The organism is Victivallis vadensis, from assembly GCF_003096415.1.
In the GTDB taxonomy this organism is placed as follows: Bacteria; Verrucomicrobiota; Lentisphaeria; order Victivallales; family Victivallaceae; genus Victivallis; species Victivallis vadensis.
Map to the genome: position 1 here is coordinate 14,260 of NZ_QEKH01000035.1, position 25,692 is coordinate 39,951.

The window sequence follows — 25,692 nt, forward strand, 5'->3', positions numbered from 1 at the left end:
TCTTGAAAGCAGTGGGGGCCGGTTGGAAGCAGTCAGTCCCCGGCGAATCTCCCCCGGCAACCCGGCGGAAACGGGTTTACCGCCTGACCCAGACCGATACCGAACCGCCGTTGCAGCGGAATTCGGCGCTGCCGTCGTCATCGATCACGACGGTGTCTTCGCGGTTGCCGGTGATGTCGCGGAAAGTCGCCCCCCGGAACTTCTCCCCGACATACATGCACTTGCTTCCTTCTTTGCCGTTGGTCATGACGCAGGCGAGGCCGGAATTTTCATGCCCGTCGTCGCCCTCGCGCGTCCAGCCGATCGTGTTCGCGTGGTCGAAGTAATCGTTCTGCCTGCCGTACGCGCAGCGTTTCCGGGCTTCAAGCAACGGGAGCAGCCGGGGGCGCATATCCGGAATTTCATCGTGGGGAATTCCATACCAGTCGCCGTAGAAAACGCACGGATACCCATCCTGCCGCAGCAGGATCAGCGCATACGCAAGCTGGCGGAACCAGCCCTGCACCCAGGATTCGAGCGACTGCCCGGGCTGGCTGTCGTGATTATCCACGAAGGTGACGGATTTGGCCGGATTGTCCTTCGTCAGCGTATTGTCGAAGATGGTCCGCATATCGAACTTGTTTCCCTCGTTCGAAGCCTTCAGGAAATTGTAATGCAGCGGTACGTCGAACAGCGACAGCGCGCCGACCGTGGTATCGAGGTAGTGTTTCAGCGAATCCAGATCCGGACTCCAGTACTCCCCGACCGTGAACAGCTCTTCGCGTTCCTTCCGGCGCAAGGCATCGAGCCAGCCGTGATAGAAGGTAAATTCCATATGCTTGACCGCGTCGAGACGGAAACCGTCCACATCGGTCTTCTCAAGAAACCATTTCCCCCAACGGGTCAGCTCTTCGATGACTTCCGGGTTATTCAGGTCCACATCCGCGCCCATCAGGTAATCGTAGTTGCCGTTCTCGCGGTCGACGTTCTCCTGCCATTCCTTGCCGCGGAATTTAAAAACGCCGTTGTCATCGCGCTTCGCGTCATGGTCGACCGCGATGAAATGGTTCCAGTGCCATTCGAAATCGGAATATTTTTGGTTGCGGCCCGGAAACCTGAAATGCGTGTACGCTTCGATCTTCCTGCTCCGCTCCCCGACCTGCTCTTCGCGATTGTCGGGCTTGTACTCTTTGGCCATCGCCTCTTCGGCTTCGTCCCCGCCCATCCGGTGATCCAGGACGATATCGGCGTAGACCTGCAGGCCGTTCCCGTGGCAGGCCCGGATTGCGGCCAGCAGCTCCTTCAGGGTTCCGTACTTGGTCGGAACGGAGCCTTTCTGGTCGAATTCGCCGAGATCATACAGGTCATAGACCGCATAACCGACATCCTCCGCTCCGGAATTCCCCTTGTAACAGGGCGGAATCCAGACGCCCGTGATTCCCGCCGAAGCCAGCTCCGGCGCCTCCTTCTTCAGTTGCTTCCACAGCATTCCGGACGGCAGATACCATTCGAAATACTGCATCATAGTACCGTTTCCGCTCATGTTCTCCTCCTCATGGCGTTCACTGGACCGGACGCTCTCCACTTCATCCGGACCAGGTGGTTTCTGTGCCTATGATAATTACTATACCTAAAGAAAAAAATAATTCAAATGCATTTTTGTCAAAAAAGTTTATTAATTACCATAAACAGTTGATTATGTGAATAAAAATATATTAAAAAAACAAAAAAAAGAAAGGATACATTCCGGAGCCTCCTCTTCTTTGCAGGAAAGTAAATGGTTATTTCCTGACATTCTCGGAGAGATTATCAAGCGCTTTGGAACCTTCCCTGGCGACATCCCCGGCTCCGTCCTGAACGGCTTTCACTCCATTTTCGACGGCATCGCCTGCTTTTTCGGCGGTCGTTTTTTCCCCGCAGCCGCAGAATACGGCAAGGACGGCAACCGCCATGACCGGCATAACCAGTTTACGCAACATACTCATTCTCTACCTCCTCGTTTTGATGATCTGGCCGGAATCGGCCTCTGAATAAAAAATAATTCGACTTTTGCAAAAGCCAACCGCCAGAGTTCAAATCCGGCTAGAAACTATTTGAGATTAAGAACTTATCATGGCATTATTAAAAAAAGCGTTCGATATCGGAACTGTTCTTATGATTGCATCAGATAAAACCGGGAACGTTCTGATTCAGCTGTTGAAATAATGAGCGGCCTCGTCCGGAAATTTGTTTGAAGTCAACAAAAGAGGCGTCGGATCGAGTTTCAGCTCTTGTTTCAATTAGAATATTGCAAACAATGCAGATCATCAGCGGCCGGAAATTCGGGTAATATTTTACTGCCTCCCCATTGAAAAAAGCAGCGATCATTGTTATATTATTCCGTTACAAACAGAATGTCAACAGGAAACGTCTGTCGTCAGGCCGGCAGCCGGCAAGAGATGGAGAACACGAGAGATTGAGTTTCGGTACCATGTTGCGCACGAACAGACTTCTTCTGCTTTCAAGTATCGTTTTACTCCAGCTCTGCCTCGAAGGGCGCTGCTGGGCCGCCTCTCCCGGACGGGTTTCCATCAAGCGCATTTTAATTATCGATTCATTTTCCTCTCTCGACACCTGGACCAATGAATTAAAGCAGGGCCTGAAAAGCTGCCTGAACCGCGACAACCGGGTGCTGACCACCTTTGAAACCTATGAACTGGCAGTCCGGTTCAAACCGGATTTTCAGCCCGCGCCGGAAGATATCGCCGCCTTGACGATTAAATTGAAAAGTTCCCGGTATGACATGATCATACTGACCAACAATGCCGCGGTCGATCTTTTCCTGAACGGCAAATTGACGGTTCCGGAGCAGACTCCGCTGCTGGCCGCTTCCTATCACGGGCCGCTGCGGGCCGGAATTCCGCCCGGCCTCTCTATGACGGGCATTGAAACTCCGGCCACACTCTACATGAACATCCGGCTCGGCTGCAATTTGCTTCCCGCCAACCGGCAGATCACGGTGATTGCAGAAGCTTCGGCGGATGTTCTGGCATGGAAAAAGATGCTCGAAAGCAAAAAAAAGGAGGAGTGGGCCCGCGGCCGGGAGATCCGTTTCATCAGCGGGCGCGATTACAGCACGGCGGAGATGCTGAACCTCGTTGCGGAGCTGCCTGCCTCCTCTTTGCTGATATTCCACTCCTGGAACTCTTTCCGGGACAAGGAGCCGCAGGACTATTTCTCCATACTGCCGCGAATCCGCCGGAATTTTCCCGGCCTGATCCTCAACCGCTATCGGGAAATGATCCGGCGCGGCGCTTCCGGCGGGGTCATGGTATCCGGCCAGGAACAAGGCTATCAGGCCGGCAGCATTGCCCGTCGGATATTCAGCGGAGAAAGCGCCGCCGCAATTCCGGTGCAGGAAGGAGAGTTTCATCCGGTTTTTGATTATCCTTCCCTGCAGAGAATCGGCATTGACCGGAAAAGGCTTCCGGCGGGGACGGAGCTTCTCAACCCGCCGGTGGATTTCATCACCCGGTATCAAGTCGAGATTATTTCCGTTCTGGCTTCACTCGGTTTACTGCTGCTGCTGCTCTTGTTCCGCCTGATTATTCTGGCCAGAATGAAGAAAAGGATCGCGGTGCTTTTCAACAACCTGCCGCTGCGAATCTGTGTGGTAAACCGGTCCGGCCGGATCTTGTTTCAGCACTTTCCCCGTGAAATGTCATGCCGGGAAGGAGCCGGCGTTCATAATATAAGCCGGCTTGCCGACAAGGTTCAACAATCATTTTCCGCCTGGATTCAGGAGGCATTCCGGACCGGACAGCGCATGGAAAAGGATTATGAACTTGAAGGAGCACATCGACACGTCGAATTCATTCCTCTTCCGAAGAACAACTCATTTCATGAAGAGGCTGTGATGTGGATTTCAAGCGACCAGACGGAACTGCACCAGGCGCACCGGATGGTATCCCGCATCGCGGAGCAGTTCCGGCTGACTCTGGAATCCATCGGCGACGGCGTCATTGCAACCGACAGCGAGGAGCGGATCACCCTTCTGAATCCGATCGCAGCCCAGATGACCGGCTATACGCTCGAGGAGGCAAGAGGCAAAAAACTCAATGAAGTATTCAATATCATCAGCTATCTTGACGGCCGCAAAGTGGAGTCCCCGCTGACCAAAGCGCTTTCGACGGGAAAGATCATCGAGTTGGCCAACCATACCGATCTGATTGCCCGTGACGGCACAGCCCGGCACATTGCGGACAGCGCGGCGCCGATTCGTGACGTGGAGGGAAAAATCATCGGCGGCGTGCTGGTCTTCCGCGACGTTACGGAGGAGTATAAAAAACGGGACCGGTTGCGCACCCACAGCGTGATTCTCGCCAACGCGGCGAAGATCGCAAAATTCTTTTATTTCCAGTGCGACAACACCGGGCGGTTGACCGCTCTTTCGGCCCAGAATTACCGGGCGTTCCGGGAAGAGGAGCGCGTACCGCTGGCGGAGTGGCTGGCGCCGGACGACCGGCAGAGGTTCGACGGGAACTGGAACCGTTTTCTGGAAAGCGGCATCGGCGGCGACACTTCGTCCTTTTCCGACGTCTTTGCCGCCGGGAAGAGCCGCTTTGAACTCCGGGCGGAAAAGTCGGTCAATGAAATCAACGGCAAATGGGAAATCTGCGGCGTGATTCAGGACATCACTGAACTGGCCGAACAGCAGGAAAAACTGCAGCAGGCATTGGAGCAGGCCCGCGCGGCGGACCGGGCCAAGAGCTATTTCCTGGCAACGGTAAGCCATGAACTCCGGACGCCGCTGAATGCGGTCATCGGCTTCAGCGAACTGCTGCAGGGGGCGGATGTCGAACCGCAGGAACAGCAGGAATATCTCGGCTCAATCAACTTTGCGGGCAACGCGCTGCTGAACCTGATCAATGACGTTCTGGATCTCTCCAGGCTTGAAGCGGATCAGGTGGAACTGGATTGCCGGCCCGTTGACGTCAAGCGGCTGGTCCGGGAAATCGTCGGAGTGTTCAAGCAGAAAGCCGTGGAAAAGAATCTTTCCCTGCAGATGACGTATACCAATCTGCCGCCGACTCTCTATCTGGATGACCTGCGCATCAAACAGATTCTGCTGAACCTGACGGGCAACGCCTTGAAATTCACCCATGACGGGGGAGTCACGGTTTCCGCCGTGTTCCGTTTGGCGGAAGAAGCCGGACAGGGAACGCTGATTTTCAGTATCACCGACACCGGAATCGGAATCCTGCCGGAAAAAATCAGCCAGATCTTCGAGCCTTTCGTTCAGGACAGCGGAGTCCGGGGACACCGCATTTACGAGGGGTCCGGCCTCGGCCTGGCAATTTCCAAACGGCTGGTGGAAAAAATGGGCGGCAAACTTTCCGCAGAGAGCACGCCGGGAAAAGGAAGCACGTTCACCGTGCGGCTGGAGAATGTGAAATATCAGTCTTCCTCCCGGCAGGACATGGCGGAGTTCGGAGCGGAAACGGTCAATTTCAATTCTCCGGCCGGAGGGAATATCCAGGCGCTGCTGGTGGACGACGTCGCAATGAACCTGAAAGTGCTTCAGGCGATGCTGAAAAAAATGAATGTTTCCTGCATTCTCGCTGAATCCGCCGAAGAGGCCCTTGAGCTTTTGCGGAAAGGACGGAGGGCGGACATTATCCTGACTGACCTGTGGATGCCGGGCCTTTCCGGGAGTGCATTTGCCGATCTCCTGAAGCAAAATGAGGCGACCGCGAAAATTCCCGTCGTCGCCGTCACGGCGGATACCCAGATGCCGGCGGAAGAGGCGGTCAAATTCAGGCAGGTCCTGACGAAGCCGATCACCCGGCAGGCGCTGATAGATGCTTTTAAAACATATAACCTGCATATCTCTGTTCAAAATTGACGCAAGCTCCTGAAACATTGTTCTTTGGAACTTTCTGCTTATACTATTTCGCTTTCAAACATCGACATGAAGCCGCTGATATTCCGGATTTGTAAATGAGCAGGTGTATATTATGCAAGGACCCGTAACCGGAGGAAACGATGCGGAACGGTTTGTTTGATGTGGAAGGATTTCCGTGGCGGCCTTGAGAAGGGCGCAGGCGGATTTCATGGAAAAAAGCGATTGACAGAAGTTCCCTAATTAACCGGCCTGTCAGAGATTGTTCCGCAGGGAAATATCGCTTCTGAAACGACAGTAAAAGAGGAATTTATGAAGATTCTCCGCGATTCATCAATATTTGATTCAGAAAAAGGGACCTGCTGGCGCAGCGATCCCACTTTTGTCGGATATGGCGCCGGCTATCCGGAACAGGTCGAACTTCTCAACTTCACAGGCCGCCCCTCGGACGCAAGCCTCCCCTGCCGAATGGAGGTTATGCTTCACGCAACAATGCAGACCAGATATTACCAGCACCGCACAAGGCAGACGCAGAAGTTATCGTTTTTCTGCATCTGCTCCGGCAGGATGTATTTTCAAAGCAACAACAGTGTTCTATTGGCCGAAGCGGGCGATTGTGTGCTGCTTAAACCGCATTGCAGAAACGATTTCCTGTATGCGGATGAAAGGCAATGCTCCTATTATGAGTTTATTCTGACCGGCAATATGCTGGACGAATTTCTCCGGATTTATAATCTGGAACAGGTGTTCGGGCTGAAATTGAACGATGAAAAGTTTTTCCGGAAGCTCTTCGAACGTATGAAGCCCCCGGCGGATGTGAAGCCGGTCTCCTCCATTTTTCCCGAGTTGGCCGGAGTCGCTTTCGAACTCCTGCAAAGAATTTCATCCGCCGTTCAATTCCAGACCCGTTCATCTTCCGTCGATGAGATTCGTGATTTTCTGGAACAGCGGATCAAAGAAAAAATCTCCATGACGGCGGTCGCCGGAAAATTCAATATTGACATTCACGACATGAACCGGAACTTTCAAGAGGCGTTCGGCGTGACGCCCTATCAGTATCTGAAACGGTTCCGTCTGCGCAAAGCAGGCGAAATGCTGCGGGCGGGAATGCTGGTCAAAGAAACCTCGGCCGCCGTCGGCTACCGGAACGTCAAAACATTTTCCACGGAATTCCGCCGGTTCTACGGCATGCCCCCGCTCAATTGCCGGAAACGCCGCTCCGGCAAATGAGCGCCGGAAAACGGCTTCACAATTTCAAACCCTTTTTCATTTTTCATGGCTCAAATTTCTCCTGCGGTCTATTGTGATTTCTCTCATTTCAGGTAAAATATAATATGAAACGCGGAGGTTCGGACTTTCTGCGCGTAATTACAATACGGAGGGAATCGCCAGATGCAACAAAGAAAATTCACCTTAATAGAGCTGCTCGTTGTAATCGCGATCATCGCGATACTCGCGGCAATGCTGCTGCCCGCGCTCAACAAGGCGCGGCAAAGCGCCAGAAGCACCAGCTGTGCCAGCAATACCAAACAGCTCGGCTCCGCTTATGGAATGTATACCAGCGACAACCAGGATTTCATGCCGAAGGGAGACACGACCAGCTGCTGGCAGGAAGCAGTGTCGAACACTTCAGTGACCCGTTCAATCAACAGCTTGCTGAATCCGTATCTGGGCATCCATCCGCAAGGTTACCTGCGGGCAACTGTAACGAAGAGTAAAATGTTCGAATGTCCCATGATGCCCACTCCTCCTCCTGACAACCTTTACAGAGTCGGTCGCATGTTCAATGGTTTCGTACATTTCGAAAAGGGCGGCGACGCAGGCGTCAGAACCGGATATAAAATCACCCGGATAACCGCTCCCTCCGGAAAGATAATTCTGATGTGCCGACCTGACAAGAATGCCGGAGACAGCAATCTTTTCCGACCGATTCGAGGCGCCAGTTCCTGCGTTACAGGCGACGAATTGATCAAAGGCGGAGTTCCGCGGCCCGGTCAACACCCGAACGGCGGCAGCGGCCTTCTGTTCGTCGACGGCCATACGACCGTTAAGTCATACACGTTCTGGATGAATGGAAACAAGCTGAAGGAATCCCTCTTTAACCCGGATAAGAAGAACGATTGATCGTTTTCCGATTTATGGTGCGTAAAGGCTTACTGGCCTCTGCAAATGGAAAGTGCGAGCCGTAAAGTATTCATGCGGCGATGAGGTATGTTTTGATGAGAAATTTATTGCTTTGTTTTCTGGCAGCCGTCTTGGTTTCTGCGGGAGCAGCCGGAGAACCGTTACAGATCACCGATCATGGGAAAATCGTCGTCGGCGCCGGCAGCGTGGGATTCAGCGCCGTCAACTCCGGCTGGTCGGAATTCGGAAATGTGAAATGGCGGGATGTAAAAAAGGAATCCGGCAAAGACTTTCAACGCTTCACCGGACACTTTGAATTCGAAGGCGTCCCCTGTACCGCGGTAGAAACGGTAAGGCGGCTTGCACCGAACAAATTCCGGATCGAGTGCGACTGGCAATTCGACCGGGATGTCAAGGTGAACGGCATTTTCTCCTGCATTTCAATGCCGTTGCCGCTGGAGGGAATCCTGGTTGACGGAAAAAAGCTGTTGATTCCTGAACTGCCCAAGGAGATGATTCTCCGCCCGTACAGTCCGGCGCGTACCGTGACGGTCCGGCAGACCGATGGTTTTCAATATATTTTGTCGGGTAATCTCAACGCTTATATCCAGGACAGCCGCAAGTGGGTCAACGCTCTCACCATCCGCCTCGCCGCCGGACCGGGACAGGGAACCATGCGGAAAAGCCATGTCGCATTCGACCTCGAACTCCGCCCGGTGGAGGCGGTCACGGTGGACATAGCCCCGGCAGCCCGGGATTGCTTCGATCTCAATGTGCTCCCTGCCGGAACGCACCGGATCGGCGGCGTCCCGTTTGTCGTCCGTGACGACCGCAAAGCAATCGTCCCCGAAAGCAAATCGGCATTGCGGCTGCCCGCCGCCGGGAAAGCGGGCGCGGTCAATCTGCTGCACGCCTCGCGCAACACCGGTCCCGTGGTCGGTTACATCGACGCCGGTTACAACGACGGCAAAGTGCTGTCCATCCCGGTAAAGGCCAAGGCCGACTGCGGCGACTGGACTCTGGGGGACTCCTATCCCAACGCCGCAATCGCCTGCGAAGCGGAATATCTGACGAAGCGCGTCGGGCTGTACGCCTCCTCTTTCCGGCTGCCCCGCCCCAACCCGGTCTCCCTGACCTTCCGGGCCGCATCACCGGAAACCGCGTGGATAATTGCCGGAGTGACGCTCAGCAACCGGCCGCTCGTTTTCCCGCAGGGGAAAGAAGGTCCGTTTACCATCAAAGAGGGGCCCGATTGGAAAAAGCTGGCGCTCAGGCGCCGGATCCTGCCGGGCAGTCCGCTGGATTTCTCCGCCGTGGTGCCGCAGGATGCACCGGCTGGCCAATACGGTTTCGTTTGTTCCAACGATCAGGGCGAATTCGTTTTTGAAAATGCGCCGGAGAAGAAGATCCGTTTCTACGGCGCCAACCTCTGCTTCACCGCCAACTTTCTCGACAAGGCCGTCGCCGACAAACTGGTGGAGTATCTGGTCCGCATGGGCTACAACGCCATCCGCTTTCACCATCACGACGGGCGGCTGGTCGATCCCGCCGTTTCGGATTCCGTGAAACTGAATCCGGAAACGCTGGATAAACTCGACTACCTTTTTGCCCAATGCAAAAAGCACGGCCTCTACGTGACCACCGACCTCTATGTCAACCGGAACTTCAAAAGCCCCGTCTCCGGCTGTTGGGGGCTGAAAGCGCAGCTGCCCATCGACGAACATGCGATGAAAAGCTGGCAGGATTTCGTACGGGCCTGGATGACGCACCGGAATCCCTACACCGGCCTCACCTGGGGGGAAGACCCCGCGCTGATCTCGCTGTGCCTGATCAATGAAGACACGCTCAGCGCCAATTGGAGCGCGAATCCGAAAGTCGCGGCCCTCTACCGCAGCAAATTCGCGGAGTGGAAGAAAGGGCGGGAGGGCGACGACCAGACCCTGTTCCGGGAATTTCTGTTCGAATTGCAGGGGAACGTGCTGGACCGGCAGATCGATTTCGTCAAAAATGAACTCGGCCTCAAAACGATGATCACCAGTCTGAACTGGATCACGGATGCCCCGCTGACCCGGCTGCGCGCGAAACTCGACCTGGTGGATATGCACCAGTACTTCTCCCACCCGACCTTTCCGGAGAAAGCCTGGCAAGTGCCGATCGGAGTCGACCTGGGTTCGTCCATCCGGCGCGGCGCGAGCCTGCCCCGCGAAATGATGCCGACCCGGATTTTCGGCAAACCTTTCACGGTCACCGAATTCAACTTCTGCAACCCGAACCGGTTCCGGGCCGAGGGCGGCCCGCTGATGGGCGCTTACGCGGCGCTGCAGAATTGGGGCGGATTATGGAGATTCTGCTGGAGCCACTCCGATGCCGGAATCATCCGCAATCCCGGTCAGAACTCCTTCGATGCGTCCAACGACCCGATGCAGCAGCTCAGCGACCGCATCATTCTGGCGCTGTTCCTGCGGGGAGACCTCGCGCCGTCGAAAACGAAAATCTCTTATCCCGTGGCGCCTTTTTCCCAAAATAACCCGGCGATGTCTTATCCCGGTGATTTCGCCAATCTCGGGCTGGACGCCCAGATCGGCTCTCACGCGGCGGAACAGGCACTCCCCGCCGGAGTCGTGCGCTGGCGTCCCGGCATGAAAACGCCGGAGTCCCCCCGGATAAAACTGGATCGGAAGGCCGGAACACTGGCGGTTTCAACACCGTTGACAGAGACGGCGACGCTGCCGGCGGGAGACCTCGCCGTAAAGAAGCTGCGGATCAAAGACGCCTCCAAATTCATGACGGCGGCGGCAATCTCGCTGGACGGCAAGCCTTTGACCGAAAGCGACAGCATCCTCGTCATCCATCTCGGCAACATCAGTCAGGCCGGGGCCCGTTATGACAACTCCTCCCTGCTGCGCGCCTGGGGCAATTCACCGGAACTTCTGGTCGAACGCTGCACGGCGACACTGGAACTTGAATGTCCGGGGACGCCGTGGCGGGTGGCTGCACTCGCGCTCGACGGCTCCGAAACCGGCGAAGTCCCGGGCAGCCTGAAAAACGGTGTCTTCCGCTTCACCGCCGACACGACGGCCTTCCCCGGGGGAGTTCTCGCCTACCACCTGTCGCGCTGAAACAAGTTCCCGCATATCCTGCCGATCCCTCTTGACGGCAGGATTTTCATAAACCTGTCATTCGTTCAAAAGAAAGTCTGCCTTTTCCATGAACACGCCTGCCTTGTGCCCGGAAAACCCCTGCTACCGTGCGGAAATCAAAGTCGATATCCTCACGCCGACCGTGTTTCTCTACTCCACCGTCAACAACATGGCCATATCGCGCGAACTGCCTTCGCTCCAGAGCATCACCGCGTTTGAAAGCGAATTTCCCAGCGAAGACGTGATTATCGTCGGCGATCCCGTACACTCGAAGTTTCTGCTGGCCGGCGCGGTGACGGCGAATCGTTCCTTCACATTCCTCACTGCGGTCCGCGAAGCCCGGCGACTGGTCAAAATCCGGGTCCTCCAGCCTTCGATCAAGCCGGAGGAGCCGCCGGAGGAAATCCTGATCCTGACCGGCAGCGACTGGAGGGAGCTGCTGGTGCAGTATGCGCAGGCCGTTGCCCGAAAAGCAGGCGTCACCCCCATGAAACCTGCGGAAAATCTGACCGGCTACTGCACCTGGTACTATTACTATACGGCTGTCACCGCGCAGGATTTCCAGGAAAACCTGAATGCGCTACGGCTCCACCGGGAGAGTTATCCGGCGCGGGTGGTCCAGGTCGACGACGGCTACCAGACCTTCATGGGCGACTGGTTCGACCGGAATGACCGCTGGCCGGAACCGCTTGAAACCGTCGCCCGGAGAATCCGCAAGGCCGGAATGGAAGCCGGCATCTGGCTGATGCCGTTTCAGGCATCCACCGCCAGCCGCCTGTACCGCGAACATCCCGACTGGTTCGTCACAGATGAAAACGGGGAAACCGCCGTCAGCGAAGGCTGGTCGCCGAAACCGGATCATCTCTGGGCCTGCCTCGACGCGACGGTTCCGGCAGTGCGCGACCACCTTGCGACGATCTTCCGGACATTCCGCGCGCAGGGCTTCACCTATTTCAAAATGGACGGCCTCGGCTTCGCGCTGAAGAACGGCCGCCGCCGCGATCCGGCGGCCACCGCCGTCAGCGCCTTCCGGCTGGGGCTGAAAACCATCCGGGAAGCCGTGCCCGATGCGTTCCTGCTGGGCTGCTGTTCGCCGTACCTGCCCTGTGTCGGCCTGGTCGATATGTGCCGCGTCGGACCGGATACCCAGCCGGAATGGGGAACCATGATTCCGCGGGCGCTCCACTGTTCCATGGAACGCTGGTGGATGTTCGACCGCTGGTTCCGGGCTGATCCCGATGTGATGTTCACCCGGACGGACCGCATCAGGCTGACATTGGGGGAATGCCGGCTCACGGTTCTGGCCGGTATTCTGACCGGCGTCACGCTGACCAGCGACAATCTCGGCACGCTGCCGGCGGAACGGCTGGCGCTCCTCCGCCGGGCGGCGCAACTGCGGATGCGGAATGTGCGGCCCGCAAAATGGCGGCTCAACTGCTATTTGAATACCTTTTCCGGCACCGTGGACGGCAAAGCGGCGCTGGCCGTCATGAATGAGACGGAACAGGAGATGACCGTGGAATTTTCCGACTTCAATCTGCCGGAGGAGCTGGAGGAAATTCTCCAGCCGGCCGGAATGCAGAAAAACAAAATTATCGTGCCGCGCCATGACGCGGTCCTGCTGGTTGCGCCCGAAAGGAGGACGAAATGAAAAAACTGCGCAGATTCTTCGCATACCGTTCATTCTGGCCGGAATTGGAAACGGTTCGCCGGTTCGGAGAAATCGGAATCGATACCGTGGCGGTTTTCCCTTCCAACACCCGCAATTCGCTGGGAGAGCCTTACAGCAAATATCCGCCGAACTGGCTCTGGTTCGACGCATACGATTTCGGGCCGGTCAAACGGCAGTTCGACGACCTGCTGTCGGCCAATCCGAACGCGGAATTTCTGGTCATGCTTGATCTGAATTCTCCGCTCTGGCTGACCCGGCAGCTGTATGCCGTGAATGGCGACAGCTATGCCAATCTCTCCGAAGCGATTTCCATGCCGCGCTGGCAAGAGGCGACCGGCGCTTACTGCGACGCGATCATCGACTTTCTGGAAGCCCGTTACGGCGACCGGATTCGCGCCTACATCCCCGCCTGCGGCAGCACCGACGAGTGGATGGATCTCAGCGACGGCGGCGCCGGGAAATACAAACTCGAACGTTATCGGGAGTACTGCCGCCTCAAAGGCCTGCCCGTTCCGGACGACATCCCGCCCCGCTCCCGGCGCAGCCGATTCGGGTTCGAAAATGTGCTGCGCGATCCGGCCGCCGATGCCGAAAGCATCCGCTACTGGCGCTTCACTTCCGATCTGGTCTGCGATACAATCATTGAATTCGCGAACCGCATCCGCAAACGCTGCAATCGTGAAATCGAACTCGGAGCATTCTACGGCTACATCCTCGAACTCGGCGGCGACTGGGTTAAAAAAGGCCACCTCGCCTATCAGAAGCTGCTCGCTTCCGGCAGCATCGACTTTCTGATCAGCCCCGGCACTTACGAGCACCGGATGATCGGCGACGGCGGCGGCTTCATGGTGCCGATGGGGACGGTGCGCCGTTTCGGGCGGAATTACCTGCACGAGTGCGACCAGCGCACCCACTGCTTCAATCCGCACCTCTCCCCCGTCGTCAAACTTGAATTCCAGCACTGGCAGGACGAAGCGGAAGATATCGCCGGGATGCGCCGGGAAATGGCGCTGTCGCTGATCCATCACACCTCGCTCTGGTGGTTCGACATGTGGGGCGGCTACTATCAGTCGCAGGCGGTCTTCGACAATCTCGCCCGGATGAAGGAACTGTGGGACCGCTATTCCGGCGACGATTCCCCCGGACGCGCCGAAATAGCGCTTGTGGTCGATCCGGCCGGAGCCTCTCTGGTCAATGACGAAGCGGAGGGAGCGGACCGTTTCCATCGCGATCTCTGTCATTTGCTCAACCATGTCGGTGCGCCGTTCGAGGCGGTCAGCTTCGACGACCTGCTCGAACCGGGCGCGGTAGAGAAATACAAATTCCTGATTTTCGCTTCCGTCTTCGAACTGGACGCGGAGCGCCGCCGCTATTACGAGCAAATCGCCAATGGCGGACGTACGATCCTCTGGCTCTATGCCGCCGGAATCAGCGACGGCATACAGATGCAACTCGAACGCAACCGGGAACTTGCCGGAGTTCCATTTGGAACTCCCGGCCTCTCACGGACCGAATATGGTAGCCACCGGACGCTCTACCTCCACCGCCCGGAGGAGCTGACCGTGCCGCTGCTGCGGCAGGCGGTCCGCGATGCCGGAGTCCATATCTGGACGGAAGAAGCTGCCCCGGTCTTCGCCAACGCCCGCCTCGCCGCATTCCATACCGCCTCGGGAGGGGAGCGCCGCCTGACGTTTCCTGCGGAGGTGACAGCCGTTACCGAACTGTTCTCCGGGCGGAGATTCGAGTTGCGGAATCACAGCCTGACATACCCGTTCGAAACGCCGGACACTGTGTTTTTTGAACTTCACACCGGCAGTTCCGAAAACAGGGGCCCGGCAATGTGAAGACCGAAAATCCCGCTTCCGAATCGCAAAGCGAACGCATACGGCAGGTATGCTCAACCGAACATGTAAGGATATTTTAAATGCATTGGATCGACTGGTGTATCGTAATCGTTCCCCTGGCCGCCCTCCTGGCGCTGGCGGTTTATTCCGGACGTTATGTCCGGGGGGTTGTCGACTTTCTCGCGGCGGGACGCGTCGCGGGGCGTTATGTGATTTCCGTGGGCGACATGGCCTCCGCCCTGAGCGTCATGCTGCTGGTGGCGATGTGCGAGCAGAAGTATCAGATCGGCTACGGCATCGACTTCTGGGCCAAAATCGTGGTGCCGGTGGGCATCATCTTTTCGCTCACCGGTTACTGCACATACCGCTGGCGCGAAACGAAGGCGCTGTCGTTCGGGCAGTTTCTGGAAATGCGTTACAACCGGCCGTTCCGCATCTTCGCCGCGGCACTGCGCACCGCTTCGGAAATGATCACCAATGCGCTCAGCCCGGCGATCGCGGTGAATTTCTTCATCTATTTTCTGAAGCTGCCGCAGATGTTCACGATCTGCGGCGTCGAGATTACCACCTTCTCGTTCATTCTGGTCACTCTGATCGTTCTGGCGATGATCTGCATCTGGCCGGGCGGTCGGGTTTCGCTGCTGCTGACGGATACTTTTCAGGGGTTGCTGGCCTATCCGGTATTCGTGATCATCACCGGATATGTCCTGCTCAATCTCTCGTGGAGTTCGGAAATCGCCCCCACCATGATGGATCGGATTCCGGGAGAGAGTTTCCTCAATCCCTATGACGTAAGCCAGCTGCGGGATTTCAACATCTTTTCGCTCACCGTCTGGCTCTTTTCCACGCTGCTCAACCGCGCCAGCTGGTACGGCAACGATACTTCCGGCTCGGCGAAGACGCCGCATGAGCAGAAAATGGCGGGAATTCTCGGCTCCTGGCGGGGCGGATTCTCCACCGTCATGCTGATCACGCTTGCCATCATGATCATCACCATCATGAACCACCAGAACTACGCGCCGCAGGCCAAAGCGATCCGCGACACCCTCTCCGAGCAGGTCGCCGCCGAAGTCATCGCATCCGACGCGGAGCGCCAACAGATCGTCGAGGCCGTCAAAGCCATGCCGGAGCAGCGGCACATCATCGGGCAGGATCCGCCGCTCTCCCGCAAAAACAATCTCGATACCAACGTGTTCCGGAAAGTTCAGGACATCGTGGGGCAGGATGGCGACGGCAATTTCAAATTCCAGCGCTTCCGCACTCTTTACCAGCAGATGATGCTGCCGGTGGTTCTGCGGGAAACGCTGCCGACCGGCCTGCTCGGCCTGCTCTCGCTGCTGATGATCATGCTGGTGCTTTCGACCGACGATTCGCGGATCTTCAATGCTTCCGCGACCATTCTGCAGGACGTCATCATGCCGCTTCGCAAAAAGCCTTTCACGCCCCGGCAGCATCTGCTGTGGCTGCGGCTCTGCTCGCTGGGGGTGGCGGGATTCTTTCTGACCTTCAGTTTGCTGTTCGTCCAGTTGGATTATCTCAATATGTTCATGGTGATCATGACCTCCATCTGGCTCGGCGGAGCCGGTCCGGTGATGATCGGGGGGCTTTACAGCCGGTTCGGCAATACGACCGGCGCCTTTGCTTCGGTTTTCGTCGGTTCGGGGATTTCCATCAGCGGCATCGTTCTGCAGCAGAAATGGGCGCAGCATATCTATCCCTTCCTGCAAAGCCGGGGATGGGATGAAAGCGTCGGCAACTTTCTGGCGGCGGTCAGCAGGCCGTTCAATCCGTACATCGTCTGGGAAATCTCGCCGGAAAAATTCCCGATCAACTCCTACGAAATCTTCATGATCGCCATGATCGCCGGCATCGTCGCCTACACCGTCGGCTCGCTGGCCACCTACAAAGGCCCCTACAATCTGGATCGCCTGCTGCACCGCGGCATCTACAATACCGACGGCGAAAAGAAGATTCACTCCGCCTGGACCTGGCATAACGTCATGAGCAAGCTGGTCGGCATCACGCCGGAATACACCCGCGGCGACCGGATCATTACGTGGAGCGTGTTTTTCTACTCCATCGTCTATCAGCTGGGGATCGCCTTCGTGGGGGTCTTCATCTGGAATTTGTTCTCGCCGTGGCCGCTTGAATACTGGAGCATGTACTTTTACATCACGATTCTGTTGATTCCGGCCATCAGCGGCATCATCACGACGGTGTGGTTCACCTGGGGCGGCGTGCGCGATACGCTGCAGCTGTTCCGGGATCTGAAAGCGCGGGTGGACAATCCACTTGACGACGGCCGGGTGGACGGGCAGGTTTCTCTGGCAGACCGTTTTCCTCGGAAGAACGCGGAAGGACAGCGGAATCCCGGCTACTCCGGCGACGAAAAAAATCGGTAAGCAATCCGCCCCGATTGGTTCAGGTCCGGTGATGATCAGCGGGACATCAAAATCGCGGTTCAGCAAAGACGCGGCTCTCATCTTTTTATTCTTAAACAGAAATTCAACCAGTAAAGCAAGGTAATTATGGAACGTTTGAAAAAAGTCGGTGACGTAAAGGCGCGCAACTCTTCCGAAATCAAAAGCTCTCCGATCGGGCTGGGCTTTGAAAAACTCGATCGCGGACTCTTCGACCCGGAAAAAGCCTATGACAAAGTCGCGAAGCTCGGTGTGAAGTGGATACGCATTCAATCCGGCTGGGCCCGGACCGAAAAAGTTCCGGGCGTTTACGAATGGGAGTGGCTGGACTCAATCATCGACAACCTGATCCGCCGCTCGTTGAAGCCCTGGGTCTGTCTCTGTTACGGCAATGCGCTCTATACTCCGGCGGCCGGGGAAGTGTTCGGAGCGGTCGGCTGCCCGCCGATCGCGACCGAAACGGAGCGGAACGCATGGCACAGGTATGTCGCGGCCCTGACCCGGCGTTATGCCGGACGGGTGGAACTGTTCGAGGTCTGGAACGAACCGGACGGCGTCTGGTGCTGGAAGCACGGTCCGGACGGCGGCGAATACGGTGAGTTCGTAAAAGCCACCGCCGCCGCGATCCGGGAAGGCAACCCCGCCGCCAAAGTCGTCGCCGGCGCGGTCTGCATGCGCGACCTCGGCTACCTCAACGATATGCTGGCGACCGGCGCCGGCAAAGCAATGGATTATCTCAGTTACCACGGCTACTGGCCCGATGAGCTGGAGAAGGCCGACCGGGTCCGCGCCTACCGGGCGCTCTGCGCCCGCTACAACCCCGCGATCCGGGTGATTCAGGGTGAAACCGGCGTCCAGTCCCGCAGCGACGGCGCCGGAGCCTTGCGCGAAGGCGCCTGGACGCCTCGGAAGCAGGCGAAATTTCTGGCCCGGCATATCATCGCCGATCTGTTTGAAGAGGTCAGCTTCGCGTCCTATTTCTCCTGCATGGACATGATCGAGGCGCTGAACGGGATGGTCGGGGATAAGGCCAGCTACCTTGACTACGGTTATTTCGGCGTATTGAGCGCGGAATTCGACGAAAACGGCATCGCCACCGGAGAGTATGCGCCCAAACTTTCCTACCGGACATTGCAGGTGATCGCTTCAATCTTCCGCGAGGATTTCAGCCTTGCCGAGCTGCCTGTCCAATTCATGCCTCCCGGGCGTTCGATGCGGGTGATGCGCAATGACGACTACGGCCCGACCGTAGTGCTGCGCGGCTTCCGCAAAGGCAATGGTTCGGCGGCGGCAGTGTACTGGAAACCCTCGGAAATCCTGACGACCGCATACGAATCGACCATTTCGCTTGAGGCGGCGGAGCTTCCCCGCGAAATCCGGCTGGTGGATATTCTGGACGGCAGCATCTACGAACTGCCTCCGCAGATGCGGGAGGATAATGGCAGGGGGAGGATTCTTTTTCATCATCTTCCGCTCAAAGATTCGCCGCTGCTGCTGACCTTCGGTGATTTTCTGTAAAATCCGGAAAATGGAAATACAAGGTCGTCTGTCGCAGTACGGCGGACGACCGCACATCATTTTCAGAGCGGAGAGGATATGGCCGGTTCCGCGCAAAGAGCTTCTGTACAACCGCTTTTGCCACTTTCAGTTTTTCCGGCTGAATCCTTTCCATCGGAAAGCTCTCCTTTCGCACCGTTTCAGATCTGGAGTCCGGCGCGGTAAGCCTCTTCCCATACCGGCTGTTCCCGGACTTCGCCTTTTTCGTAAACGCCGAGTCCGCAGATCATTCCGGCTTCGACGGAGCCTTCGTAGCAGTCGAGGAAACCGCGCAGGGCTTCGATCGTCCCCTTCAGCATCTCCCGACTGGTGTCGGCCATCGTCATGATGTAGTAGTATTTCTTGTCCGTCAGGCGCGGAAAGATCGCGACGGTGCGGTCGAGCAACGCCTTGAGCTGGGCGCACATGGTGTAGAAGTAGACCGGCGTGGCCAGCACAATCACGTCCGCCGCAAGCATTTTTTCAAGAATCTCCGGCGCGTCGTCCTGCTGCGGACATTTTCCATTCCGGCAGGCGTAACAGGCGGTGCAATACCCGATCTTCTTTTCGGCGAGGCGGATTTTCTCCACCTGGTGACCGGCTTCACCGGCGCCTTCGGCGAACCGGTCGCAAAGCAGATCGGAGTTGCCGTTCCTGCGGGGACTGGAGGATAGAATCAATACTTTTTTACCCATAATACGTTTTTCTCCATTTTTTGACAGAACCCCGGTCTCCTGCCTGTACTGGGGGCCGGAAGCTGCACTGGTGCTGTTGTTTCAGGTCTTTTTGTTTTTTCATTATTTTCATCGTCCGTTTCAAAGGGAGATGAAATTTTGTTCCTTTGCCGTTCAATGTAATCGTTAGAGCAACTCTAGTTCAATGGCAAATTCGCGAAAAAATGAGAAAAAATACAGATTTACACCCCAAAAAAGGGAGAAAATGATGCGGAAACGGAAGATCCGACCTATGTGAGAAGATAAGAAACTCCATATTCCGGGTGGGCTTTCCAGATATTTAAAAAAAATTGACATTCCCCTTGATATATTTTTATATAGTAATATATTATATCGAAGATTATCATAACGGATCAGACAAAGGACACATATGGCGGACAGAAAAATAGGCATACAGATCACCCTGATCAAGCAGCATCTCGGCCGTCTGCTGGACAAAATGCTGACCGAGCAGGGCATTCATGAGTTCAACGGTCCACAGGGGCGCATTCTGTATGTTTTGTGGAATCACGACTTCATCTCCATTCAGGAATTGGCGAAAGGAACAGGTCTGGCAAACACCACGCTGACCAGTATGCTGGACCGCATGGAGCAGAAACAGCTGATCCGGCGGACAGCGGACATCAATGACCGTCGGAAATATCTGATTGCCTTAACCCCGAAAGCGCGTTCGCTGGAGAAGAAATACCGGACGGTAACCGATCAGATGACAGAGTTGACCTATCAGGGATTCACCGTCAACGAGATCACACAGCTGGAGGAGTATCTGGAACGGGTGTTGGATAACGTCCGCAATGCGGAAATGAGTCAGAAAAAATAATTCCGGAGCAGCATAGCGTTCTGCTCTCAAGCAATACCACCCAACAATCGACAGGAGACAGAAAATGAACAAGAACGAACTCAGCGAGACCGTAAAAGAGATGATCGCCGCCCCTTCCTGCTGCAAGGAACTCAAAGATGCCGGGCAGAATTATCTGAATGCGCTCGGCACCGATGCGGAAAAGACGGCTGCGGCGGCCCTGCTGCAGGAGATCAGGGAGGATGTCTGCACGCTTGACCAGACCATTCCTTTCTTCGAATCGGAACTCGGCACTCAAATCTTCGGAGCGGAGCGCGCCAAAGCCATGGCGGCGCACGCACGTGAAATCAAAGCCCAGGGGGCCAAATGGTGCGATTGCCCGGCCTGTGCGGCAGGTGTGAAAATTCTCGAAAACGCTTCCGTTCCGGTTTAATTTTTTTTGCGGCGGGGATTTTGAAGCTGAATTGTCTTTTTGCCGCGATGCTCATGATCGCGGCAAACCTTATGAACGATATTACCAAACCCGTCGGAATCGGACTTGGGTTTGCAATGTACTGACCAAGTGCGGACTTGCGACGCAACGTTACCGTAAACTGCCGCTGGAATTGATGGCTTATTATGTTGTTTGCCGTTCGCAGTATTCAGGCATTTCGTTGCAAGAGGTTATGCGCTGCATTCTTGAGGGCTTTGACTGGCTGAAGATAAAAATTCCTTGCGGCGAGCTCAAAGGGCGAGGAGGAATTTCCCGTGCCAGGAGCCGTTTTGGGTACAAGGTAATGCAATATTTGTTCGAGGATGTTTGTAACCCCACGGCCCTGCCGGATACCATACTTGAAATCGGCACACGTGCGATTATTGGTGCCGCTCATGGATCCACGCTCAAAAAGAGAGAAAACTATTCCTTTCTGCGGTTATATTCAGGTAACTTCGCGTCGCGGCCAAAGACCGCTGACCAAGGATTTGTTGAATTTCGCTGAGTGCATAGTTGCTGCGGACAGCCAACTGATATCCCCAGGTTTTCTGGAGAGTCAGAAAGCCTACTTTTTCCTGCAATCCGCTTGAGGCCCAGATTCCTTGAGGAAAGCTGTTACATAGCCCTGCGACCAAGGCAGAACCGTCCCTGACAACCTGCGGGTTTCACTTTGGAACAGGCAGACATCATTTGCCGTTGCCGCAAGGAGTTGCTTGATCTCTCGGGCATCATCGCCGGAAATTTTGATTAACATTTTGTTGCCGGCGGACACACAGCCCCGGGACAACAAGGGCGGCGAAAAGCAGTAGCCCGTTACCGGTCCGCAGCCGCTTTTTTCTTATACCGATACAGACTTTCTTTGTATTACCTCCGGTCCCGTCCGGCCGGTCCGCTGCGGCTTTGGGCTGCTGTTTTTCAAAAAATTGCAGAAAAATCACTTTTTTTTCCAACACCTCTTGCATCCTCCTGTATGATACAACATAATACAAGAAAAAAATAAATACAGGAGTGAACACCTGATGAGTCAGGCCGCTTTGAAATCAGATACGCTGCACGAAAATCTCGTGCGGGAGCTGAGCCGGATGGCGCCCGGCGAGAAATTCATGACCGTCCGGGATATCATGCGCCGCTACAACGTCAGCCAGCTGATCGTCGACCGCGCGGTCAACCGCCTCTGCGAGGACGGCAAGCTGGTTTCCTTCGCCCGGCGCGGACTTTTCGTGCCGCAGTTCGTCCGCCCCGCTCCGGCGGAACAGCCGACGCTGCTGGTTGCGGTGCCGGACTGGGTATCGCCGGACATCGACGAAATCAAGGCAGAACTCGAACGCCTCTCTCCGCTCCACCCGGAAACCCGCCTGCTGCTGCACCGCTTCGACTACCGGTACGCAATTCCGCCAGAACTGCCGCTGGCCGCCGAGAACGTCCGGTTGCTGCTGCTGATGCCGGGGCGGGTTGATACGCTTGAGGCACGCGACATCGAGGCGCTGAACATCTTCCGGCAGAACGGTCCGGTAATGGTACTGTGCCACCACCTCAACAATTTCAACGTGCCCTCGGTCGGGCTGGATGATATGTTCGCGGGCAACTGCGCCGCCCACCATCTATACCACGCCGGACACCGTAAAATCGCCGTCCTGATGAGCGAACCGCAGAGCAGCGTGATCATCGACCGGGTCAACGGCGTGCTGAACTACGCCCGGCTCCACGGGATGCAGGCCGAATTGATCGACTGCGAAATCCCCGGCGGCGAAGTGCCGCTGGAACGGGTCTACCGGAAAATGAGCCGGATCATCGAACAGGGCTTCGACTTCACCGCGCTGGCGGGAGTGTCGGGCGATTCGCTCGCGGGGGCCTTGAACGCCTGCCACAACCACGGCCTTGCGATTCCGGCGCAACTGAGCATCGTGACCATCGGCAATCTCCGCACCACCGAACTCTTTTATCCGCCGCTCGATACGATCTGCGTCGGCATCGGCCGCCAGGTCTCCGACGCGGTGGAACAACTGCTGGCCGGCAAAAACGAAAGCGTGCTTGTCCCCCCTGAGCTGGTAAAACGCGGTTCGGTCCGGATCATTTCTGAATAATCCAACCTTTAAAAAAGGAGTTTTACCATGCAACAGATACGCTTCATTCCTCCCCGTAAACATAATTTTACTCTTATTGAGCTGCTCGTGGTGATCGCTATTATCGCGATCCTCGCGGCGATGCTGCTGCCGGCGCTGAACAAGGCGCGGGAATCCGCGCAGAAGATCAACTGCACCAGCCGCCTGAATCAGTGCCTGAAAGCCGAACAACTGTACAGCAACGACTTCCGGGACTATTACTACGTCCACGGCATGTTCAACGGCGACGCTCCGCACAGCTACTGGAATTCGGTTCTGATCCACTCCGGCTATCTGAACCGCAAGGTGGTCAGCTGCCCCGGCTCCAAGCCTAAAACCGGCGCGGACGAGATTGGCTGGCCGGAAGCGAGTTACGGAATTTTCCGCTTCGACTTCGGCGGCAGCGCCGGCGATCCGCGCGGACCGTGGAGCAAGGATTACGAAGAGGAACTCGGCAATTACAACATCCGGGTCGTCTCCGGAGGCATCGAGGGCTATTTCATGACGCTCGCCAAGATGAAAGCGCCGACCCGCACCCCGGTTTTCGCCGACGTGCGCAAGCTGAACGGCGAAGGATTCATGGCATTCAATCCGCGTTATTTCCACCCTGAATCCGCCACGGCGCTCGCACATTCGCAGGCCGCCAATATCGCGTATGCCGACGGCCATGTCGCGTCACGCGGACTCAACGAACTGCGAAGCGAAGGCTTCACCCAGTTCGTACTCGGCAACGGCCGCATCCAATAACCTCACTACCCAAAGGAATCATCATGTTCAAACCGACTCTTTTCGCGGCGGTCCTGCTGGCCGGCGGCGTTCTCACTGCATTGGAATTGACTCCTTCGGCGGACACCGCGGTCTATGCGCCCGGCGAACCCGTCCGTTTCACCGTCAGTAAACTTCCGGCAAACGGCAGGGCCGCCTACCGCGTGATCGACTTCGACCGCAAGACCGTCAGAAACGGCGAAACCGCCCCCGGCAATCTGGAATTCACCGGCCTGCCGCGCGGCTGGTACGAGCTTCAGGCAGAAACGGTCGGCAATGCCGGTGAAAAAGCGCGCTATCCCTTCGCCGTGATCCCGGAATTCGACCGCTCCCAAACCGACTGGGAAAAAAATCAGTTCGGCGTGATGGTCGCGCCGCACACCCGCTATCCGCTGGCCCATCGTGATTTCGACGCGAAATTCATGGAACGGATCGGCGTCCGGTGGGTCCGTACCCACCGCCTGAACTGGATTCAGATTCAGCCCGACGAACACAAAGCCCCCGACTGGGCCACTGCCGACCGGGAGGTCGAAATCTACAAAAAACGCGGGCTTTCCATCGTCGCGACCACGGCCTGGCCGTTCCCGGCCTGGGCTTCCAGCGGACGCGGCACCCAAATCGACGCCTACTACCTCGACAAGATGTTTCCGGCGGACAAGTACATCGAGCAGACGAAGAAATTCCATACCGAACTCGCCCGGCGCTACGGCGACAAGGTCGATTACTGGGAGATCGGCAACGAGATCGACGCCGAAAACTTCTGGATCGGCCGTTACAAACATCAGGGCGACAAGGCCGCGATCATGCAGGATTACATCGAGTTTTACATCATGATCGCCAAGGCGCTGCGGGCCGGAGCCCCCGCCGCCAAAATCGGCCCGAACACCACCGGCAGCGCGCCCGACGGCAACACCTACCGCGACTGGCTGAACGTCTTTCTGCAGAACCCGGAAGCGCGCAAACAGATGGATTACTTCTCCACGCACTACTTCCCGAGCGTCCCCGAAATCCGCAAAGTGCTTGCCCGGTACGGCAAAGGCGACGTGGACATCATCTTCACCGAAATCGGCGGCATGGCGCACTCCTACCGCAAGGTGCCGACCTGGGAGGAGACCTGCCGCAACATCCGCATCACCTGCACCCACTACGCGACCCAGCTTCAGGCCGGCGGCAAGGCGCTGTGCAAGTTCCTGCTGCGCGACATTCCCGAACTGCCGCCGCAGGGCTGGATCGCCGGAATGCTCGAAGGCGACTTCAAGCTGCGTCCCGAATACGTCGCTTTCGCAACGCTGATCCGGGAAATCGGCGATGCCGATCCGGCGGGACGGATCAACATCACCCGGCGTTCCGACAAAGGCTGGTTGCACGGCTTCCGTTTCCGCCGCGGCGGCAAGACGCTGACGCTGGTGATCCTGAACGACGCCCCGAAAGCGGCCGTCACCCTCGACTCCGCCTCAAAAGAACTGCGCGTGATCGATATGATGGGGCGCGAAACCACGCAGATTCCGCAGAACGGCAAACTGGTTCTGGAGATGGATTCCGACCGGCCGCTGCTGATCGAAGGCGATATCTCCGGCGAACCGGGCGAAGGCCGGGACCCGGAACCGGTGCTGGTTCAGGAGATCAATGTGAAATGCAACGGCGACTTCGAAATGCCGGTGCGCGGCGCCACCATTCCTTACTGGCATCTCGGCTATGACACCGGCAAGGGCACTCCGGAACAGGTCGGCTTTCTGGTTTCCGTCGACGACAAGGTCAAACACTCCGGGCGGCAAGCCCTGAAGATCCATGCGGAAAAACGGACCGGCTTCTATGCAGTCTGTCATACGATGACCGTTCCCAAGCTGAAGCTCGGACAATATATGGTCGTTACCTACCGCTGGTGGGCCAAGGGCGAAAAAATCGACAGCATCGACAAAGCCAGCTTCGCGCCGTCGCTGTCGATGCGCCGCAAGGACAACAGCCGCATCCACTGGCGGGACGGAGACTTCGAGCGCGGCACCTTCGACTGGATGGCGGGCGAACAGGTCCGTAAGTACGAACAGAACGATTTTCCGCCCGATTTCAACCACTTCTCCCTGGAATTCTACCTCGGGAAGTCGACCGGAACCCTCTGGCTGGACGATGTGAGCATCAACATCAAGGTGATGCAGCGCGGCGCTTCCGAAGCCAGATATCTCAAGTAACCATATCCCAATAACCATCCGGCGGATGCGGCAGCCGT

The 25,692-nt window shown here is 56.7% G+C and carries 17 protein-coding genes; 15 read left to right on the top strand and 2 right to left on the bottom strand.

The window, feature by feature from the left end:
- Nucleotides 1-76: 76 nt before the first annotated feature.
- A complete protein-coding gene (locus C8D82_RS17110; RefSeq protein ID WP_116885510.1) occupies nucleotides 77-1,522 on the bottom strand; it encodes an alpha-amylase in 1,446 nt (481 codons plus the stop codon).
- 157 nt (nucleotides 1,523-1,679) lie between these two features.
- Between C8D82_RS17110 and C8D82_RS20825 the strand changes: the two genes are divergently transcribed.
- The 9 genes from C8D82_RS20825 to C8D82_RS17155 all read left to right on the top strand — a co-directional run bounded on the left by C8D82_RS20825 (nucleotide 1,680) and on the right by C8D82_RS17155 (nucleotide 18,578).
- Nucleotides 1,680-2,009, top strand: a complete 330-nt coding sequence (locus C8D82_RS20825; RefSeq protein WP_133245257.1) for a hypothetical protein — start codon at nucleotides 1,680-1,682, stop codon at nucleotides 2,007-2,009.
- 425 nt (nucleotides 2,010-2,434) lie between these two features.
- A complete protein-coding gene (locus C8D82_RS17120) occupies nucleotides 2,435-5,863 on the top strand; it encodes an ATP-binding protein (protein ID WP_133245258.1) in 3,429 nt (1,142 codons plus the stop codon).
- A 474-nt stretch (nucleotides 5,864-6,337) separates the two neighbouring features.
- Nucleotides 6,338-7,090: a helix-turn-helix domain-containing protein gene (locus tag C8D82_RS17125; protein ID WP_165833160.1), complete on the top strand. Its 753-nt coding sequence runs from the start codon at nucleotides 6,338-6,340 to the stop codon at nucleotides 7,088-7,090.
- 162 nt (nucleotides 7,091-7,252) lie between these two features.
- Nucleotides 7,253-7,984 carry a prepilin-type N-terminal cleavage/methylation domain-containing protein gene (locus C8D82_RS17130; protein ID WP_116885532.1) on the top strand — a complete coding sequence of 244 codons (732 nt, stop codon included), beginning with the start codon at nucleotides 7,253-7,255 and terminating at the stop codon, nucleotides 7,982-7,984.
- Nucleotides 7,985-8,079: 95 nt separating this feature from the next.
- Nucleotides 8,080-11,103 (top strand): hypothetical protein, encoded by a 3,024-nt coding sequence (locus C8D82_RS17135; RefSeq protein ID WP_133245259.1) that lies wholly within the window; start codon nucleotides 8,080-8,082, stop codon nucleotides 11,101-11,103.
- An 88-nt stretch (nucleotides 11,104-11,191) separates the two neighbouring features.
- Nucleotides 11,192-12,775, top strand: a complete 1,584-nt coding sequence (locus C8D82_RS17140; RefSeq protein WP_116885515.1) for a glycoside hydrolase family 36 protein — start codon at nucleotides 11,192-11,194, stop codon at nucleotides 12,773-12,775.
- A complete protein-coding gene (locus tag C8D82_RS17145) occupies nucleotides 12,772-14,640 on the top strand; it encodes a hypothetical protein (protein WP_116885516.1) in 1,869 nt (622 codons plus the stop codon). Before C8D82_RS17140 ends, C8D82_RS17145 begins: the two co-directional genes overlap by 4 nt.
- 80 nt (nucleotides 14,641-14,720) lie before the next feature.
- The gene (locus C8D82_RS17150; RefSeq protein ID WP_187144123.1) at nucleotides 14,721-17,042 is read left to right on the top strand and encodes an SLC5/6 family protein; all 2,322 of its coding nucleotides are present in this window, start codon (nucleotides 14,721-14,723) and stop codon (nucleotides 17,040-17,042) included.
- A 126-nt stretch (nucleotides 17,043-17,168) separates the two neighbouring features.
- Nucleotides 17,169-18,578 carry a GH39 family glycosyl hydrolase gene (locus C8D82_RS17155; protein ID WP_116885517.1) on the top strand — a complete coding sequence of 470 codons (1,410 nt, stop codon included), beginning with the start codon at nucleotides 17,169-17,171 and terminating at the stop codon, nucleotides 18,576-18,578.
- Between the two features lie 179 nt (nucleotides 18,579-18,757).
- Here C8D82_RS17155 and C8D82_RS17160 read toward each other — a convergent pair whose 3' ends face one another.
- On the bottom strand, nucleotides 18,758-19,291 hold the full coding sequence (locus tag C8D82_RS17160) for a flavodoxin family protein (RefSeq protein ID WP_116885518.1): 534 nt from the start codon (nucleotides 19,289-19,291) through the stop codon (nucleotides 18,758-18,760).
- A 409-nt stretch (nucleotides 19,292-19,700) separates the two neighbouring features.
- On the opposite strand from C8D82_RS17160, the gene C8D82_RS17165 reads away from it, so the two are divergent.
- From C8D82_RS17165 to C8D82_RS17195, 6 genes are all read left to right on the top strand, one after another.
- On the top strand, nucleotides 19,701-20,150 hold the full coding sequence (locus tag C8D82_RS17165; RefSeq protein WP_116885519.1) for a MarR family transcriptional regulator: 450 nt from the start codon (nucleotides 19,701-19,703) through the stop codon (nucleotides 20,148-20,150).
- Nucleotides 20,151-20,214: 64 nt separating this feature from the next.
- Nucleotides 20,215-20,562 (top strand): hypothetical protein, encoded by a 348-nt coding sequence (locus C8D82_RS17170; protein WP_116885520.1) that lies wholly within the window; start codon nucleotides 20,215-20,217, stop codon nucleotides 20,560-20,562.
- Between the two features lie 31 nt (nucleotides 20,563-20,593).
- Nucleotides 20,594-21,106 (top strand): transposase domain-containing protein, encoded by a 513-nt coding sequence (locus C8D82_RS17175; protein WP_116885521.1) that lies wholly within the window; start codon nucleotides 20,594-20,596, stop codon nucleotides 21,104-21,106.
- A gap of 514 nt (nucleotides 21,107-21,620) precedes the next feature.
- A complete protein-coding gene (locus tag C8D82_RS17185; RefSeq protein WP_116885523.1) occupies nucleotides 21,621-22,685 on the top strand; it encodes a substrate-binding domain-containing protein in 1,065 nt (354 codons plus the stop codon).
- 27 nt (nucleotides 22,686-22,712) lie between these two features.
- Nucleotides 22,713-23,450 (top strand): prepilin-type N-terminal cleavage/methylation domain-containing protein, encoded by a 738-nt coding sequence (locus tag C8D82_RS17190; RefSeq protein ID WP_116885524.1) that lies wholly within the window; start codon nucleotides 22,713-22,715, stop codon nucleotides 23,448-23,450.
- Nucleotides 23,451-23,473: 23 nt separating this feature from the next.
- Entirely contained in the window at nucleotides 23,474-25,654 is a 2,181-nt protein-coding gene (locus C8D82_RS17195) for a beta-galactosidase (protein WP_116885525.1), read from the top strand.
- Nucleotides 25,655-25,692: the final 38 nt, after the last annotated feature.